This is a genomic window from Thauera aminoaromatica (assembly GCF_000021765.1).
GTDB classification, from domain to species: Bacteria; Pseudomonadota; Gammaproteobacteria; order Burkholderiales; family Rhodocyclaceae; genus Thauera; species Thauera aminoaromatica.
Genome location: NC_011662.2, coordinates 2,364,822 through 2,381,814, shown reverse-complemented (window position 1 = coordinate 2,381,814; position 16,993 = coordinate 2,364,822). Strand labels below are relative to the sequence as shown.

Sequence of the window (16,993 nt, the reverse complement as noted above, 5' to 3'; positions counted from 1 at the left end):
CATGGACATCCCTGAACCCCGTTTCGCGGTTACCCCCTACGGCGATGTCGACGCCGCAGCACTGGACAACCTGCGGCAAAGCTTTGATACCACAGCGCTACTCGAACTCGTCGAGCGGCTGGCGCCGATCGCGCAGCGATTCGAAAAGACCGGTGGTGTTCGCGATGAACTGCTGCGTCTTCACCGCATGGCACACACCGTCATCAATGGCGCGAATCCGAGCGAATCGAGCGCCGATGACCTGTGGGAAGTTGCCGCCGCCCTCATCGACGAGTTCCGGCAGATGTCTGATCACTGTCTCGAGATCGCCGCGGCGCTGCAGCCACTGGCTGACCTGGAACCCCATCACGACGCCTGATCGTCAGCTGAGAAGGCGCGTTCGATGCGCTGCCGGCCGAAGGCATCGGCCCCGTCGATATAGCGCAGGGCGGACTTCACATCGCGCCAGCCGACGTATTCCATCAGGCTTTTGACATCCCAGCCGTTGTCGTTGGCCCAGTTGGCGAAACCACGACGCAAGGAATGGCTGCTGAAGCTGTCGGCCGACAGGAGTCCCGCGCGCTCAAAAATGCTGCGCAGCAGCGGCGTGACGCTGTTGACGTGCAGGCCGTGGACACGGATTCGTCCCCATTGATCGATCCCGCGGAAGACCGGCCCTTCCTCGATCCCCGACAGATCCTTCCAGGCCGTATAGGCCGCCACGGGGCACAGACGCGACAAGGCCGGCACCTTGAAGCACCGTCCGGCCGCCTGCCGGTCGCCCTTGGTTCGAGGCAGGAAGCAGGTCATGCCTTGGGCGGGCACGAGTTCGACATCTTGCGTTTCCAGGCGGATCAACTCGTCACTTCGGAATCCGCGCCAGAAACCCAGGAGGAGTAGCGCCTTGTCACGGGTGTGGCGCAGTCGCGCGACCGCGCCCTGGGTCCCGATCGCGTGGTCCAGCCATGTCACGGCGTGGGACAGTTGGCCAATCTGTAGCGGCACCGCCTGACGGGTTTGCGGCGGATGCACGGTTTGAATGCCCTTCATGGTCTGTCGTACCAGAGGGGCCTTGGTAGGATCGGCAAAGCCGTGATCCTGGTGCCAGCGCGACAAGGCTGCGAGGCGCTGTCGCAGGGTAGCGATGGACAGCAGTTCGGCATGCCGCGCCAGATAGCGCGCGATGCTGTCCGCGCTCGCCGGCAGGAAGCCACCCCATTCCTCCTCGAAGTGGCGCACGGCGGAGGTGTAGCTGCGACGCGTATTGGCGCGTGTTGCCGCGTGTACGTAGACATCGACCTCATTCATGGGAGCGTCCTGATGACCGACTCAAGCATAGCGTGCGGCGTGGCTGAATGTCGTTCATTTTCGGACGCCGCCGTGCGCGCCATGCACGTGCCCGCCACTGATAGGTGCTCCCGGACACGCGGGCTGTGACAACTCGTGCAGGATGCCACAGTGGGCAGCATCCCGTGCCTGGGGACATTGTTCGCGCAGGCTCTTGAGTTGCCGCTCCAGCACACGCAGTTCGCGGATACGTGCCGCGACGTGAACGATGTGAGCATCGAGCAACGTGTTCACATCGCCGCAGTTCGCGCCCGGCGCATCCTTGAAGCGCAGCAGGATGCGAATCTCGTCCAACGACATGTCCAGCGATCGGCAATGGCGGATGAACGACAAACGCTCGGCGTGGGTGTCCTCGTAGATGCGGAAATTGCCGTCCGTACGTGCCGGGGCGGCCAGCAACCCTTCGCGCTCGTAGTAGCGGATGGTCTCTACCGGGGTGCCGGTCACTCTGGCCAGCTCACCGATTTTCATCGTGCTTGCCCTCCAGGCGGGAAGGAAGGTCCTACCGGCATTCTAGGTCCTTGACTCTGTAGTGACTACGGATTGTTAAATGACTGCAAGTCCAGACAGGGGAACCAAGCATGAGCAAATGCAGTGTTGGTAGTTGCGGATGTTCCATCGTGTCGCAGTCGCCGGGTGATTCGTCCCCCGACGGCCCCAACGGGAAGCTATACGGCGTCGACAGCACGGACTGCCCCACCGATGCGGCGCTGGTCCGCAACAATCTTGAACCCCTCGACGGCGTGACGGGACTCAACCTCACCGTGACCCGGCAAAGGTCGGACGTGAGCGATCGCCCCGACCCGCCGGTCGCGGCCGACGCCGCCGTGCCAGCCATCGGTGCGCCGGCACAGCGCATCGATAAGACCACTGCTGCCGTGCACACGACGCTCGCGATCGCCGGGATGGACTGTCCGACCGAGGAGGCGTTGATCCGGAGCAAGCTCGCTGGCATGGCCGGAGTGGCGGCGCTCGATTTCAACCTCGTCCAGCGTCGGCTGAGCGTGACGCATCGTCCGGGAGCATTGGAAGCGGTCCTCGGCGCCCTGAAAGCCATCGGTCTCGAAGCGAAGGTCGAATCGGCAGGCACGGAGAGCGCAGCGCCGCCGATCAAACCCGCGCCCAAGACCCACTGGTGGCCGATGGCGCTGGCCGGAGTCACCGCGACGTTGGCCGAGGGGGTGTATTGGCTCAACGGCGGTGACCACTGGACCGTCCTGGCTCTCGCGCTGGTGTCGATCTTCAGTGGCGGTCTGGCGACCTACAAGAAAGGCTGGATCGCGCTCAGGCATCGCAATCTCAACATCAACGCACTCATGTCGATTGCCGTGACCGGCGCGATGCTCATCGGACACTGGCCGGAAGCGGCCATGGTGATGTTCCTCTTCGCACTGGCCGAGGTGATCGAAGCGAAATCGCTCGATCGGGCGCGCAATGCGATTCGCGGTCTGCTGGAACTCGCGCCAGACACCGCGACGGTGCGCCAGGGCGATGGAAGCTGGGTGGTCGTGCCGGCCAAAACGGTGCCGCTGGAGGCCATGGTGCGCGTGCGCCCCGGTGAGCGCATCGCGCTCGATGGCGTGGTGATCAGCGGACGTTCGACGGTCAATCAGGCGCCCATCACCGGAGAGAGCCTGCCGGTGGACAAAGGCGAAGGCGATAGCGTGTTCGCGGGCACGATCAATGAAGCGGGATCGCTGGAATATCGCGTGACAGCGGAGGCGAAGCATTCCACCCTGGCCCGCATCATCCACGCCGTCGAATCCGCCCAGGGCAGCCGCGCGCCCACCCAGCGCTTCGTCGACCGGTTCGCCCGGATCTACACGCCCGTCGTGTTCGCCGTCGCGCTGCTGGTGGCCATCGTGCCACCGCTAGCTTTCGACGGCGCGTGGATGGACTGGATCTACAAGGCGCTGGTGCTGCTGGTGATTGCCTGTCCGTGTGCCTTGGTGATCTCGACGCCGGTCACGATCGTCAGCGGTCTCGCCGCGGCCGCCCGCAAGGGCATTCTGGTGAAAGGTGGCGTCTATCTCGAAGAGGGGCGCAAACTCGCCACGCTGGCCCTCGACAAGACCGGCACGATTACGCACGGCAAGCCCGCCCAGACGGACTTTCTGGTACTGAGCGGCGACGCGAACCAGGCGCATATCCTGGCAGGCAGTCTCGCGGCGCGCTCGGATCATCCGGTCTCGCTGGCGATCGCCCGTACCGCGGTTGAAATCGGATGGGTGCTGCGCGAGGTGACCGATTTCGCCGCCATTCCGGGCCGAGGCGCGCGTGGCAGCATTGATGGTCACGTCTATCAGCTCGGCAACCATCGACTGATCGAGGAAATCGGCCTGTGCTCACCCGACATCGAAAAAGCGCTCGACACGCTCGAGCGCCAAGGCAAGACGGCCGTACTCTTGGCGAACCATGCAGAGGTGCTGGCCATCTTCGCCGTCGCCGACACGCTGCGCGAGACGAGCCGTCAGGCGATTGCCGATCTGCATTCCCTGGGGGTGAAGACGCTGATGCTCACCGGCGATAACACTCACACGGCCGAAGCGATTGCCCGCGCGGTGGGTATCGACGAGGCAAGGGGCAATCTGCTGCCCGAAGACAAACTCAGCACCATCGAATCACTGCTGACGCACCGGAAGGGGGGCAAGGTCGGCATGGTGGGAGACGGCATCAACGACGCACCCTCGCTGGCCCGCGCGGACATCGGTTTCGCGATGGGGGCGGCGGGCACGGACACCGCGATCGAGACCGCGGACGTGGCGTTGATGGACGACGACCTGCGCAAGATCCCCGCCTTCGTGCGCCTGTCACAGGCCACATCCGACGTGCTGATCCAGAACATCGTAGTGGCGCTCGGCATCAAGGCGGTGTTTCTGCTGCTCACCGTGAGCGGGCAGGCCACGATGTGGATGGCGGTATTCGCGGACATGGGGGCGAGTTTGCTGGTCGTGGCAAATGGACTCCGCTTGTTGCGGAGATAACCGGCACACTTGGACGGCTTACCGGCTTGAGGCAAATGCAAGAATACTGAAACCGATCGTCGTCCTGCCGGCGGCCGATCGGGCGAACGGCTTGCCGCCATGCATGCGCGCGATCGCTGCGACGATCGACAATCCGAGTCCGTGATTGGTGCTTCCGTGTTCGCGCGCCGCGTCCGCCCGGTAGAAGCGGTCGAACAGGCGTGGAAGATGTTCCGCAGGAATCACCGGCCCGACGTTGCTAACGGACAGGCGAACGCCGCCGGCAGCGTCCGGCTCGATGTCGACGTCAACCATCGACCCGCGCTCCGCAAAACGGGTCGCGTTGGCGAGGAGGTTCGATATCGCCCGCCGCAACAAACCCGCATCAAAGCCGCCGCCGCCGTCCCCGCAAACCCGAACGCTGACGCCCGCCTCCTGGAGTGCTGCATCGTGGAATTCGACCACCTCGGTCGCAAGAGCGGCGAGGCTGCCGACAGGGCTTCGGCGCGCCCGCTCGCCGCGATCGGCCTTCGACAGGAACAGCATGTCATTGACGAGACTCGCCAGGCGGTGCAGGTCCTCGAGGTTCGATCCCAGCACGTCCCGCAACTCGGGAATGCCGCGTTCGCGGCTCAGGGCGAGTTCGGTCTCGCCGATCAGTGTCGCCAGCGGCGTACGCAGTTCATGGGCGACGTCCGCATTGAAGCCTTCCAGTTGCCAGTATGCGTTGTCCAGCCGCACGAGCAGCGCGTTGAACTGCGCGACCAGCGGCTGCAGTTCCTGCGCCTGCGCGGAACCATCCAGCGGCTGTCCGACGTTTTCCGGACTGAGCGCGGCGGCTTGCCGAGCCAGGTCGCGAACGGGCAGCAGCGCGCGTTGCACGAGCCACGCCCCCCCGGCGGAGACGACCACGGCGCCGGCCAGCGCACTCGCCAGTAACGTCCACGCCAGTTGCCTCAGCAATTGGGCATCGGAACTGCTGTCGAGCGCCAATTCGGCACGCAGCACGGCCGTGCCCGACCACGGTGAAGGGATCTCGAATTCAACCCGACGCAGGTGCGCGGGGGGCTCGGGGGCCGGCGGCGTCATGTACAGGAGCGTCTCGGCGTCCTCGGTCAGCCGCAGTTTGAGGTCGGCATGGCCGATGAAGAAATCGTCGAGCTTGTGACGTAGGCTCGGCAGTTCCTCCGGTGTCGCGATCTCACGAACAAGGTGGCGGATCACGTCCTGCTTGTGCCGAAGCTCCTCGGTCTGCTTCGCAGAAAAGTTGAGGCTGGTGGCCACATACACGACGACGCAGACGAATCCGAGTCCGATGAAGGTCTGTACCGCGAGCCACCATGACAGCCAGCGGCCCAGCGAACGCGGATTGCGCATCCTCAGGGTTCCCGGTCTTCCAGCACGTAGCCCATGCCGCGCACGGTGTGCAGCAGCTTCTTCGCGAAGGGGTCATCGAGCTTGCTGCGCAAGCGGCGCACCGCAACCTCCACGACATTCGTATTGCTCTCGAAGTTCATGTCCCACACCTGCTCGGCCAGTGCCGTGCGCGACAGGACCTGCCCGTGCCGGCGCAGCAGCAAGGTCAGCAGCGTGAACTCCTTGGCCGTCAGATCGAGGCGCTGTCCGGAGCGCGACGCCTTGCGCCGGACCAGATCGAGTTCGAGGTCGGCCAGTTTGAGAACGGTGGAATCCTGACCCGGTGTTGGGAGGGCGCCACGCCGTAACAGCGCCTGGACGCGTGCGAGCAGTTCGGACAGGGCGAAGGGTTTCACGAGATAGTCGTCCGCACCCGCCTGCAGCCCCTTCACGCGATCCTCCACCTTGTCGCGCGCGGTGAGCATCAGCACCGGTACGTGCTTGTCGCGCCGCAATTCGCGCAGGACGGCGAAACCATCCAGGCCAGGCAGCATGACATCGAGCAGGACGAGATCGTAATGCCCTTCGATCGCGAGGTAGCGACCCTCGGTGCCGCTGTGTGCGACATCGACGACGTAGCTGTTTTCGGTCAGCGCCTTGCGCAGGTATTCGGCGAGTTTGAGTTCGTCTTCGACGACCAGGATCTTCATGCGCGGATTATCTCGAAGAGCGCAGCGCGCCGACATTACGAATTCGTAATCGGGCTGTTCGCGATTCGACGTGGGCGGTTTTCTACAGTACGCCCCGTACCCGGCACATGGCGTATGCAGCGGCCACCGCCGGGACGCATATCCCGTGTCAACGATAGGAGCCTCATCATGTCAAAAATCCGAACCGCCACCGTCCTCCCTATCCTCGCTGTCGTCCTGGTCGTGCCGAGCGTCGCTCAGGCGAACTCGGAATGGCATTTCACCGGCGGCGAGGTGGGTTACACCTCTTTCCCCGATCACGTGACGAGCACCAAGACGCGTGCTGAAGTGTTGCGTGAGCTCGAGCAGGCCAAGGCGGACGGAAGCTATTTCTACCTGCAGCGGGGCGTGCCCGTTCCATCACGCGATACCGGCCCGGGTAAAACGCGCGAGCAAGTGCTCAAGGAGCTGGTGAACATATCGCCCGAGGAGCGGGCGCGCATGGACGAACTCTACTTCGGGCAATGATCGCGGCGGTGTGAGCACGGAGCCCTTGGTCCCTCGGGGCGGGCGGTCATGCGTCGCAACGATGACGGGCAACAAGATGTTGGCAACGCTATTTTTCATTTCCGTTCGTACCGCTACAATCCGTCCCCATGCGCCGCTGGTTCGCGATTCTCTTCCTGCTGTTTCTGCCAATCCAACTCAGTTGGGCGGCTGTGAGTGCGTATTGCGAGCATGAAGCCGGTGCTGCGGCGGACCATCTCGGCCACCATGAGCATAAACATCAGAGCGAGGTCGACGACGAGTCCTGGCCCAAGGGCGGCGGAGTCGATGTCGACTGCAGTTTCTGCCATGCGGCCAGTTGCACCGCGTTGCCGAGCGGCACGGGATTGCCGACCCTCGACCTCGCGATTGCGACGATCCGCGGGGGAGCCCAAGTGTGGCTCCTTGCCGGGCATTTCTCGGAACCAGAGCGCCCCAAGTGGCGACAGCCCGCCTGATCGGCAGGGCGGTCGCATCCATTCTCATTCCGGCAGTTTCACCGTTCTGAACGGTGTTGCCGCGCGCCCATTGCGATCGAGCTGATCGCGCCCTGCCGATTTTCCGTGTGTCTTGTCATCAACGGAGAATTGGATGTTTCGAAGAATTGGCATCAACTGGCTGCCGGGCCTGCTGCTCGGACTCGCGGCCAGCGGGGCGTGGGCGCAAGCCGCGTCCCCTGCATCGCCTGTCGTAACGACGCTCAGGCAGGCGTTCGACGCCGCGTGGGCGCGTCAGCCCGAGGCGCAGTCGCTCGACATGCGCCGGGCGGCTGCGCTGGCGCGACGCGAGAGCGCCGACAGCTGGTCGGCCGAACCACCGGCCTTCGAGGTGTCGGGCAAGACCGACCAACTCCACCGCAACGACGGCAGCCGCGAATACGAGATTGGCCTCGCGGTGCCGCTGTGGTTGCCCGGCGAACGCGCATCGACCGCAGCCCTTGCCGATGCCGAAGTGCGTGCGAGTACGAGCCGCACGCTTGCGGCACAACTGCGCACGGCCGCCGGGGTGCGGGCCGCGTACTGGGATTGGCAGCGTGCGCGGGTCGACGTCCTGATCGCCCGCGAGCGGCTTGCCAGTGCTCGCGAACTCGCAGCGGATGTGTCGAAACGGGTTCGGGCCGGCGAACTCGCACGCGCCGACCAGCATCAGGCGGACGGAGCGCTGGCGACCGCCGAAGCGTCGCTCGCCGAAGCCAGCGGCGCGCTCGCGGGTGCGGAACAGCACTTGCGCGCCCTGACAGGCATGACACCAGCGCTTGCCGCGGAAGGACTTTCCGTGGCCGAAGCCGAACCCGCCCCCGCCGCCCCCCCTGTCGCCCTGGGGGCGGGGCATCCGGCCATCGCCGAGCTGCGCGATCGGGCGGAGCTGGCACAACGCAGCATGACTCTCGCCGGGATTCAGGGGCGCGCCAATCCCGAGCTGAACCTGGCGACGACGCGTGAGCGCGGTGCATCCGGCGAATCCTGGCAACAGACGGTGACGATCGGCGTACGCATTCCCTTCGGATCCGATACCCGCAACCGCGCCCGTGTTGCCAGCGCCAGCGCCGAGGCGATCGAAGCCGAAACCCAGCTGAGGCTGGAACGCGAACGCCTGACGGCCGAAGTGGATACGGCGCGCGTCCGGGTCGAATCGGCGCGCACCCTGGTCGCCTCTGCCGAACAGCGCGCGCAGTTGGCCCGCGAGTCGCGCGGTTTCTTCCAGAAGGCGTTCCGCCTCGGCGAAACCGATCTGCCGACCCGCCTGCGCATCGAACTCGAAGCCGCCGAAGCCGAGCGTCAGGTGGCGCGTACCCGCATCGAACTGGCCGCAGCCGTGTCCGCGCTGCGGCAGGCCATGGGCCTTCTTCCCGAATGAACACCAGGAACCCGAACATGAAAGCTTCCCTTACCCTGGCGGCGTGGAGCCTTGCCGCCGTCCTTGCGGGCGTCACGCCCCAGGCCCTGGCCGGCGAAGGCCACGACCACGGCGACGCCCCGGCGCCCGTGGCGGGCCCGGCGCTGCCGCGATTCACCGCCGTTTCGGAGCTCTTTGAGCTGGTGGGCGTGGTCGATGGCAAGCACATCACACTCTATCTCGACCGCTTCACCGACAACAGCCCGGTCAAGGACGCGACGCTGGAGCTGCAACTCGACGGCAACGCGATCCCCCTCGAAACCCATGCCGACGGCGAATTCGAAGCCACGTTGCAGGACGCACTCAAGCCCGGGGTCGTGTCCGTGACGGCCACGGTCGTCGCCGGACAAGACGCGGACCTTCTTGCGGGCGAGCTGGATCTGCATGAACAAGCCGCCGAGGTGCACGACGAATCGGCCGGGCCAAGCTTGCAATCTTACGCAGGATGGCTCGGCGCCGGCGTTCTCGTGATCGGACTGGTCGGCTGGGCCGCGCTGCGCAAGGGAAACGCCCGCAACCGTTCGGCCGGAGGTGTCGCATGAAACCGGGAATCCTGCTGGTCATGCTGTGCCTCGTTACGGCAAGTGCATCGTGGAACGCATTCGCTGGCGACGGGCACGATCACGGCGACGAAGGCTCCGCGCCCGTCGGCGGCAACGGTCCGCGACGCTTGCCCGACGGCAGCGTATTCCTGCCCAAGCCGGCACAACGGCAGATCGGCGTGCGCACGCTGGTCACGGAAGCGGGGGAGCTGCCCCGCACCGTGGCGCTCGCCGGCAAAGTGGTGATGGACCCCAACGCGGGCGGAAAAGTGCAGGCGCTGGTCGCCGGCCGCCTCGAAGCCGGGCCGCGCGGCTTGCCCGGAGTCGGGCAGACCGTGAAGAAGGGCGAGGTGCTGGCGTATGTCGTGCCGTCGGCGGGGCAGATCGAACGCTCGAACCAGATGGCGCAGCTCGCCGAGTTGCAGGCCGCCAAAGTGCTCGCGGAGAAGCGCGTGGCGCGGCTGAAGGAGCTCGCCGACACGGTGCCGCGCAAGGAGATCGAAGCGGCCGAGAGCGAACTCGCGAGTCTCGCGGCCCGCGCGACGGCGGTGGGTGCGGGGCTCAGCAATCGCGATGCGCTCGTGGCGCCCGTCGCGGGCGTCATCGCGTCGAGCAACGCCGTCGCCGGTCAGGTCGTCGATGCGCGCGAACTGGTGTTTGAAATCGTCGATCCGAAGCGCCTGCGCGTCGAGGCGCTGGCCTACGATGCCGACACCGCCATCGATGTGGCCGGCGCGAGCGTTGCGGTGGGCGAGCAACGAGTGAGGCTCGACTTCCTCGGCGCGGCGCGCAGTCTGCGCGAGCAGGCGCTGCCGCTCGCTTTCGGTGCCGCGGGCGATTCCCTGGCGCGTTTCGCTGTCGGGCAACCGGTCGAGGTGTTCGTGCAGACGCGCAGCACGCTGCAGGGCGTGAGCGTCCCTGCAGGATCGGTGCTGAAGAACCCGGCGAACCAGATCATCGTGTGGGTCAAGACCGCGCCGGAACGCTTCGAGCCGCGCACCGTCACCATCGCCCCGCTCGATGGGGCGAACGTCGCCGTGACGTCGGGCCTCGCGGCCGGGGAGCGTGTCGCCACGAACGCGGCAACCCTGATCAACCAGATCCGCTGACGGGGAGCCTGACCGATGTTCAAATGGCTACTCGACAACAGTCTGGGCAACCGGCTGCTGGTGATCATCGCCAGCCTGGTGCTGATGGCCTACGGCGCGTTCACGCTCACACGCACGCCCGTGGACGTGTTCCCGGACCTCAACAAGCCGACGGTCACGATCATGACCGAATCCGGCGGCATGGCGGCGGAGGAGGTCGAACAGCTCATCACCTTCCCGCTCGAAACGACAATGAACGGGCTACCCGGGGTGGAGTCGGTGCGCTCCATCTCCAGCGCGGGGCTGTCCTTCGTCTATGTGACCTTCGAGTGGAGCACGGAGATTTTCCGCGCCCGGCAGATGGTGTCGGAGCGCCTGTCGGCGATGGAGGAAGGCCTGCCGGCGGACGTGATTCCGCGCATGGGGCCGATTAGCTCCGTGATGGGCGAGATCATGCAGATCGCGATCCCGATCGATACCGCTAAGATCTCGCCGATGCAGGTGCGCGAATACGCTGACTGGGTGCTGCGTCCGCGTCTCATGGCCATCCCCGGTATCGCGCAGGTCATCCCGATCGGCGGAGAAGTGCGGCAGTTCCAGGTGCAGCCAGATACGCGGCGCATGGCGGAACTCGGCATTTCGCTGGAACAGATGGAAGCGGCGATCCGCGGCTTTTCGTCGAACACCTCGGGCGGCTTCCTCGAACTCACCGGGCGTGAATACCTGATCCGCAACCTCGGACGCACCTCGAGCCTGGAGGATCTGAAGAATCTCGCGATCACGGCACGCGACGGTCAGCCGATCCTGCTGCGCCAGATTGCCTCCGTGACGTTCGCACCGGCGCTGCGCCGCGGCGATGCGGGTTTCGAGGGCAAACCGGCAGTCATTCTCGGTATCCAGAAGCAGCCGACCGCGGACACCATTCACCTCACCCGCTCGATCGAGGCCGCGCTCGACGAGATGAAGAAATCGCTGCCCGCCGGCATGGAAGCGCCGCAGGTTACGTTCCGGCAGGCGAGCTTCATCGAGGCATCGATCGGCACGCTGCAGGGCAAGCTGATTGGCGCCTCGGTGTTCGTCGCGGCGATCCTGTTCTTCTTCCTCGGCACGCTGCGCCCGACGGTGATCGCGCTCACCGCGATCCCGGTGTCGATCTTCATGACGGCGCTGGTGTTCAAGTATTTCGGTCTGTCGATCAACACGATGACGCTCGGGGGGCTGGCGATTGCGATCGGCGGCCTGGTCGACGACGCGGTGGTGGGCGTCGAGAACGTGTTGCGCCGGCTGAAGGAGGATCGCGCGAAGCATCATGACCATCGCCTGCACCCGATCGAACTCGTGGCTCATGCAACGATGGAGGTGCGCTCGGCCATCCTCTACGCGACGATCATCATCGTGCTGGTGTTCCTGCCGTTGTTCGCGCTGCCCGGGATGGAGGGGCGGCTGTTCGTGCCGCTCGGCGTGGCATTCATCGTCTCGACGTTGGCGTCGCTGGTCGTTTCGGTAACGGTGACCCCGGTCCTGTCCTTCTATCTGCTGCCGCGCATGAAGTCCCTCGACCATGGCGACACGCGCGTACTTGCCTGGCTCAAGGCGCGCTATCGCAACGGTCTGCAGGCCGTCCTCGAGCGGCCCAGGGCGGCCGTGTTCGCCGGCACAGTCGCGGTGATCGTCGCGGCCGCCGCCGTGCCCTTCTTTCCGACCACGTTTCTGCCGCCCTTCAACGAAGGCACCCTGCTGATCGGCATGCGGCTCAACCCGGGGGTGACGCTCGCCGAGTCCACCGCGCTTGCGCAACAGGCGGAGGTGCTGGTGAAACAGGTGCCGGAGGTCACGCACGTTGGTCGTCGCAGCGGACGTGCGGAACTCGATGAACATGCTGAAGGCGTGCACGTCAGCGAGCTCGATGTCGGGCTCAAGCCGGCGTCAGAACTCACCCGTTCGATGGGGGAGATCGCCGCCGACATCCGCGCCCGGCTCGTGAACCTGCCCGCTGCGATCGCGATCGGCCAGCCGATCTCACACCGCATCGACCACATGCTCTCGGGCGTGCGTTCGCAGATCGCGATCAAGATCTTCGGCGAAGACCTCGACACGCTGCGGGGGCAGGCCGATGCGCTGCGGGCGCGGCTGGCCGGCATCCCCGGACTCGCGGATCTGGAAATCGAGAAGCAAGTGCTCGCGCCGCAGATCAAGGTGCGCATCGACTATGCCGCAGCGGCCCGCTATGGCGTGCCGGCACCGCAGATCCTGGCCGCGCTGCAGAACCTCGTCGAGGGCGAGAAAGTCACCCAGATCGTCGAAGGTGGAAGGCGTTTCGCGCTGGTCGTGCGCCTGCCCGAATCGGCGCGTTCGGTCGAGGGGCTCGCGCAGATCCTCATCGAAACGCCCACCGGCCACGTCCCGTTGTCGAAACTCGCGTCGATCGAGGATGGCGACGGGCCGAACCAGGTCAGCCGCGACGACGGCAAGCGCCGCATCGTGCTGTCGGCCAATGCGCAGCAGCGCCCGCTCTCGGAAATCGTCGAGGACATCCGCGCCGTGGTGGCCGACATGAAACTGCCCGAAGGCTACTTCATCACGCTCGGTGGGCAGTTCCAGGCACAGGAAGAAGCGTCGCGTCTCGTGGGGCTGCTGTCGATCGTGTCGCTCGTGCTGATGTTCGTCGTGCTCTACAGCCGCTACAAGTCGGTGCGTCTCTCGGCGCTGATCATGGCCAACATTCCGCTCGCGCTGGTGGGCGCAGTGATCGGCCTGTGGATCTCCGGCCAGCCCTTGTCGGTCGCGGCGCTCATCGGCTTCATCACGCTCGCCGGCATCTCGGTGCGTAATGGAATCCTGAAGGTCAGCCACTACATCAATCTGATGCGCATCGAAGGCGAGAGCTTCGATCACCAGATGATCCTGCGCGGCTCGCTGGAACGGCTATCGCCGGTGCTGATGACGGCGCTGGTGACGGCCTTTGCGCTGGCACCGCTGCTGTTCGAGGCCGAACGCCCGGGTACCGAGATCCTGCACCCGGTCGCGGTGGTGATCTTCTCGGGGCTCATCAGCTCGACGCTCCTCGATACCTTCCTCACCCCGGCGATGTTCTGGCTTTTCGGCCGCCGCGACGTCGAGCGCCTGCTCAACGACCGCAATGCCGAAGCGTTCTGACGCTGATCCGCTTACACAATCGAATCCTGAAAGGAGAAAACATGAAACTCTCGAAGCTCATCACGCTTGCCGCCCTGGTGGCCGTCGGTCCTGCCTTCGCGGCGGACAAGCACGACCACGCGCACGAACATGAGTCCATGCACGGCGGCCTGGTGGTCGAGGTCAAGGATGTCGACCTCGAACTCGTCGCCAAGCCGGACGTCATCCAGCTGCACCTGCGCGATCACGGCAAACCGGTTGATGTGACCAACGGCAGCGCCAAGCTCACGCTCCTGTCCGGCACCGACAAACAGGAAGTCGAACTCAAGCCTGCCGGCGACCGGTTGGAGTCCAAGGGAAGCTTCAAGGTGGGCGCCGGCACCAAGTTGGTGGCCGTCGTCACGCTGCCGGGCAAGCCCTCCACCACGGCGCGCTTCACGCTGAAGTGACGTCGTCCGCTTGCCCGCAGCACGTCGCTGCGGGCGGCCAACTCATGTAACCCAGAGGTGACCCAATGAAAACTCTTGTGGCAGGAATGGTTGCCGTTGCCGTCGGTGGACTGGGCGGCTGTGCGAGCCCCACCGTGTTCGAAGGGAAATACGCGCAGGACGATGGGTGGCGCAAAGGAACTGTTGTCGAAATCGGTCCGGCGAATAGCTTGAAGCGGCCTTCGTTCTATGACTGCAGGGCCGAGGCGTCCGACGCGGAAGGCGACAAGCCGTACGTGATGGTTGCGTTTCTGCGCAATGGCCACCCGTACGCGCGCGCCGCAAAGTTGCCTGCCGATGCGCAATTGCAGGTCGGTGACAAGGTGTATGTGAACTTCAAGGACTGCAACGCACCGATCCCGAAGCGCAGCTCATCAACATCTGACGAGAAGGACTTCAATTGATGCGCCTGTCGCGCGGGACGCCAGGGATTGTTGCGACGGATCAACGCCCCAAGGGTCCGGGTTCGCCTCGTCAGGACCAAGACGATGCATGACGACGTCCATCACGAAGCCTGGCGCGATCGAGTGGCCCCGGAACTGCTCGACGCGGTTCGCCAGGGCAAGATCCCGGAAGTGCTGAGATGGCTGGAGGACGGACTTCCCGCCGATTGGCAAGATACCGAGGGGTGCAGCTTGATCTTCCTGGCGGCATATCACCGTCGGTGGGCCGTTATTGACGGCCTGTTGGCGCACGGCGCATCAGTCGACCTGCCCGATCGTCGGGGATGGACGCCGCTCTTCTGGGCCGCTTTCAACGGCCATGCGGACATCGTTTCATTCCTGATCGGCCGTGGCGCCAATCCAGACGTGCGGAACGAGGACGGGGAGTGGCCCTTGTTCTGGGCCGTCTACAAGGGGCACACAGCAGTTGTCCGGCATCTCCTGATCGGCGGTGCGAAGCGGAACCAAATCGATGCGGACGGACACGACGAGCTCTGGCTCGCAAAAAATTTGGGCCGACAGGACATCGTTGCCATCTTGGAGGGGCCTCGAGGCCCGCGCCCAAACCGTGCCCTGCGTGGGACTTCGGACGAGGGCATTTGATTCGGCCTCTCCACCCTTGCTCGCCAGCCGCGCGGGGCCGGGAACAGCGGACCTCTAGGCAAGATCCTGGCAACAGACCCGGAACTGACCGCATTCCCGGTGCAGTTGTACCGAAAATCTCGTTCTTGCCCCAGAACGTGGCCAACAGGCGTGATAATCCGCGATTATCCCGTGTCGTAATATGCATTTTCATACGCGTACGATCATTGACAATAGTATGTACAGGCGTACCATGTAATACAGTACGTAAAAATCAGGGGTGTCGCGATGGCCAGAAGCGGGATCTACAAGTCCGAGGTGGTGCGGGCACGTGACGCGTTGCGCGCGCAGGGGCGACACCCATCGATCGACGCCATTCGGGTCGAACTCGGCAATACCGGCTCAAAGGCAACGATTCACCGCTACTTAAAGGAGATCGAAGAGGAAGAGGGCGGAACCGGCGGCACACAGGTTGCCGTGAGCGAGGCAATCCAGGACCTCGTCGGCAGGCTGGCCGGCCGCTTGCACGAAGAGGCCGATGCCCGGATCGCGGAGGCAAAAACCCGCTATACCGGCGAAATTGCCCAACTCAAGGACGCGCTCCGGCAGCAGCGCCAAGAGGGTGAAGCACTCAAGACCCAGTTGCAGCATACCGAATCCCTGTTGAGCGAGGAGAGTGACCGTCATCGCCAGACGGCACTCACGCTGCAACAGGAGACCGTGCAGCGCGCGCAGGCCGCGCAACAGGTTGCCGATCTGCAGTCACAACTGGCGCAAGGCGAACAGCACCGGCAATCACTGGAGGACAAACACCGTCACGCCCGCGAAGCCCTGGACCATTTTCGGCAGGCGGCCAAGGAACAGCGCGATCAGGAGCAGCGCCAGCATGAGCAGCAGACCCAGCACCTGCAGGCCGAACTGAGGCAACTGAATCAGACGCTCGGAACCAAACAGGATCAACTGACCGGGATCAGCCGGGACAACGCCCGCCTGGCGGCCGAGTTGTCGCAGGCCCATGCGCAGCTTCACCAGACTCAGACGGAGGCGCGATCGCTCCGAGACGAATTGTCGGTGGCCAAGGAAACCGGGCAACGCGTCGAGGCGCTGGGCCAACGCCTGGCGGAGCGGGAACTGCAGATCGAGGATCTGCTGCGCGGCAAGAGTGTGGTCGAAGCTACGCTCGCCGAACAGGCCGAACGTCGTCAAGCCCTGGAAATCGAGCTTGGGGCCGCCCGGGCGTCCTTATCCATACAGGAAAAAGTGATTGCGGACATGCATGCACAGCTTCTACGTCATGGCAGCCGCCGGAAACAAAGCGGCAAACAGGACCACGTCGCGGGAGTCGGCGAGAAAGCCGCAACGCCCACCGCACCATAATTAAACATTTAAAACATACGCTTACAGCTCGAAAGTCCTAATATTGGCTTCATCCCGGCGCCGCAGGAGCCAAAATCTTTTGTTGCAAAACAACGGTTTGCGGCGGATATGTACAGTTTTTCCCTTCATCCCGGTCATACCCCCTGACACATGTTAACGGCGGTCGATTCCCGCACAAATCCGGCGTCCACCGCCGGCACGGCACAGCATGACCTTGATCTGGTGAGCGGATAGCGGCTGTTTGCTTGATGGGGTCAGGGGCGTTGGAAGGCGCCCGTAGGGCGACTGGAAACGCCCCTGACCCCGGCGCGCCGATGGCGGGCGGGGTGTTCGTGCAATCGGGAGGGAGGGCGTTTGGCACCCGAGTGGCCGATGCGCGCACAATCGGGCTCGGCCTGTGGCAACGCAGGCGCGACACCGGCTCAAACCGCCAAGTCATCCCCAGTGTCGCGCCCCGCACCCGCGCAAGGCTGCGCGGTCGTTGCGCCCGTAGTCTTTCACGAAGTGGGCGCTGGCGTCGAGTCTCCCACGGGCCTCAAGGCCCATGGAGTCGACCGGACGA

The 16,993-nt window shown here is 64.8% G+C and carries 16 protein-coding genes; 12 read left to right on the top strand and 4 right to left on the bottom strand.

Annotated features, from left to right (window positions below; genetic code table 11):
- Window position 1 precedes the first annotated feature (1 nt).
- Entirely contained in the window at window positions 2–358 is a 357-nt protein-coding gene (gene tnpC, locus TMZ1T_RS20555; protein WP_012585364.1) for a Tn3 family transposase post-transcriptional regulator TnpC, read from the top strand.
- On the opposite strand, the gene TMZ1T_RS10430 is transcribed toward tnpC, so the two are convergent.
- Together TMZ1T_RS10430 and cadR are read right to left on the bottom strand one after the other, a co-directional pair.
- On the bottom strand, window positions 346–1,287 hold the full coding sequence (locus tag TMZ1T_RS10430; protein ID WP_012585363.1) for a site-specific integrase: 942 nt from the start codon (window positions 1,285–1,287) through the stop codon (window positions 346–348). The two genes, tnpC and TMZ1T_RS10430, sit on opposite strands and share 13 nt — an antisense overlap.
- A 54-nt stretch (window positions 1,288–1,341) precedes the next feature.
- Window positions 1,342–1,797, bottom strand: a complete 456-nt coding sequence (gene cadR, locus TMZ1T_RS10425; RefSeq protein WP_004355852.1) for a Cd(II)/Pb(II)-responsive transcriptional regulator — start codon at window positions 1,795–1,797, stop codon at window positions 1,342–1,344.
- Between the two features lie 110 nt (window positions 1,798–1,907).
- On the opposite strand from cadR, the gene TMZ1T_RS10420 reads away from it, so the two are divergent.
- Window positions 1,908–4,310 (top strand): heavy metal translocating P-type ATPase, encoded by a 2,403-nt coding sequence (locus tag TMZ1T_RS10420; protein ID WP_012585362.1) that lies wholly within the window; start codon window positions 1,908–1,910, stop codon window positions 4,308–4,310.
- Between the two features lie 18 nt (window positions 4,311–4,328).
- Here the strand turns inward: TMZ1T_RS10420 and TMZ1T_RS10415 are convergent, their stop codons facing one another.
- Both TMZ1T_RS10415 and TMZ1T_RS10410 read right to left on the bottom strand, forming a co-directional pair.
- A complete protein-coding gene (locus tag TMZ1T_RS10415) occupies window positions 4,329–5,666 on the bottom strand; it encodes a heavy metal sensor histidine kinase (RefSeq protein WP_012585361.1) in 1,338 nt (445 codons plus the stop codon).
- Window positions 5,667–5,668: 2 nt separating this feature from the next.
- Window positions 5,669–6,355 carry a heavy metal response regulator transcription factor gene (locus TMZ1T_RS10410; RefSeq protein ID WP_012585360.1) on the bottom strand — a complete coding sequence of 229 codons (687 nt, stop codon included), beginning with the start codon at window positions 6,353–6,355 and terminating at the stop codon, window positions 5,669–5,671.
- 168 nt (window positions 6,356–6,523) lie between these two features.
- Here TMZ1T_RS10410 and TMZ1T_RS10405 point away from each other — a divergent pair, with 168 nt between their 5' ends.
- The 10 genes from TMZ1T_RS10405 (at window position 6,524) to TMZ1T_RS10360 (ending at window position 16,431) form a co-directional block, all read left to right on the top strand.
- Complete coding sequence (locus TMZ1T_RS10405; protein ID WP_012585359.1) at window positions 6,524–6,862, top strand: DUF4148 domain-containing protein; 339 nt, start codon at window positions 6,524–6,526, stop codon at window positions 6,860–6,862.
- A 128-nt stretch (window positions 6,863–6,990) separates the two neighbouring features.
- Entirely contained in the window at window positions 6,991–7,338 is a 348-nt protein-coding gene (locus tag TMZ1T_RS20550) for a hypothetical protein (protein ID WP_012585358.1), read from the top strand.
- A gap of 133 nt (window positions 7,339–7,471) precedes the next feature.
- On the top strand, window positions 7,472–8,737 hold the full coding sequence (locus TMZ1T_RS10395; RefSeq protein WP_012585357.1) for a TolC family protein: 1,266 nt from the start codon (window positions 7,472–7,474) through the stop codon (window positions 8,735–8,737).
- A 17-nt stretch (window positions 8,738–8,754) separates the two neighbouring features.
- The gene (locus TMZ1T_RS10390; RefSeq protein WP_012585356.1) at window positions 8,755–9,318 is read left to right on the top strand and encodes a hypothetical protein; all 564 of its coding nucleotides are present in this window, start codon (window positions 8,755–8,757) and stop codon (window positions 9,316–9,318) included.
- On the top strand, window positions 9,315–10,427 hold the full coding sequence (locus TMZ1T_RS10385; protein WP_012585355.1) for an efflux RND transporter periplasmic adaptor subunit: 1,113 nt from the start codon (window positions 9,315–9,317) through the stop codon (window positions 10,425–10,427). The genes TMZ1T_RS10390 and TMZ1T_RS10385 overlap by 4 nt, the downstream gene beginning before the upstream one ends.
- Before the next feature lie 15 nt (window positions 10,428–10,442).
- Window positions 10,443–13,562 carry an efflux RND transporter permease subunit gene (locus TMZ1T_RS10380; protein WP_012585354.1) on the top strand — a complete coding sequence of 1,040 codons (3,120 nt, stop codon included), beginning with the start codon at window positions 10,443–10,445 and terminating at the stop codon, window positions 13,560–13,562.
- A 41-nt stretch (window positions 13,563–13,603) separates the two neighbouring features.
- The gene (locus tag TMZ1T_RS10375) at window positions 13,604–13,990 is read left to right on the top strand and encodes a hypothetical protein (protein ID WP_004355830.1); all 387 of its coding nucleotides are present in this window, start codon (window positions 13,604–13,606) and stop codon (window positions 13,988–13,990) included.
- A gap of 65 nt (window positions 13,991–14,055) precedes the next feature.
- On the top strand, window positions 14,056–14,433 hold the full coding sequence (locus TMZ1T_RS10370) for a hypothetical protein (protein ID WP_012585353.1): 378 nt from the start codon (window positions 14,056–14,058) through the stop codon (window positions 14,431–14,433).
- An 84-nt stretch (window positions 14,434–14,517) separates the two neighbouring features.
- Window positions 14,518–15,075, top strand: a complete 558-nt coding sequence (locus TMZ1T_RS10365) for an ankyrin repeat domain-containing protein (RefSeq protein WP_004355824.1) — start codon at window positions 14,518–14,520, stop codon at window positions 15,073–15,075.
- 267 nt (window positions 15,076–15,342) lie between these two features.
- Entirely contained in the window at window positions 15,343–16,431 is a 1,089-nt protein-coding gene (locus TMZ1T_RS10360; RefSeq protein WP_012585352.1) for a DNA-binding protein, read from the top strand.
- Window positions 16,432–16,993 lie beyond the last annotated feature (562 nt).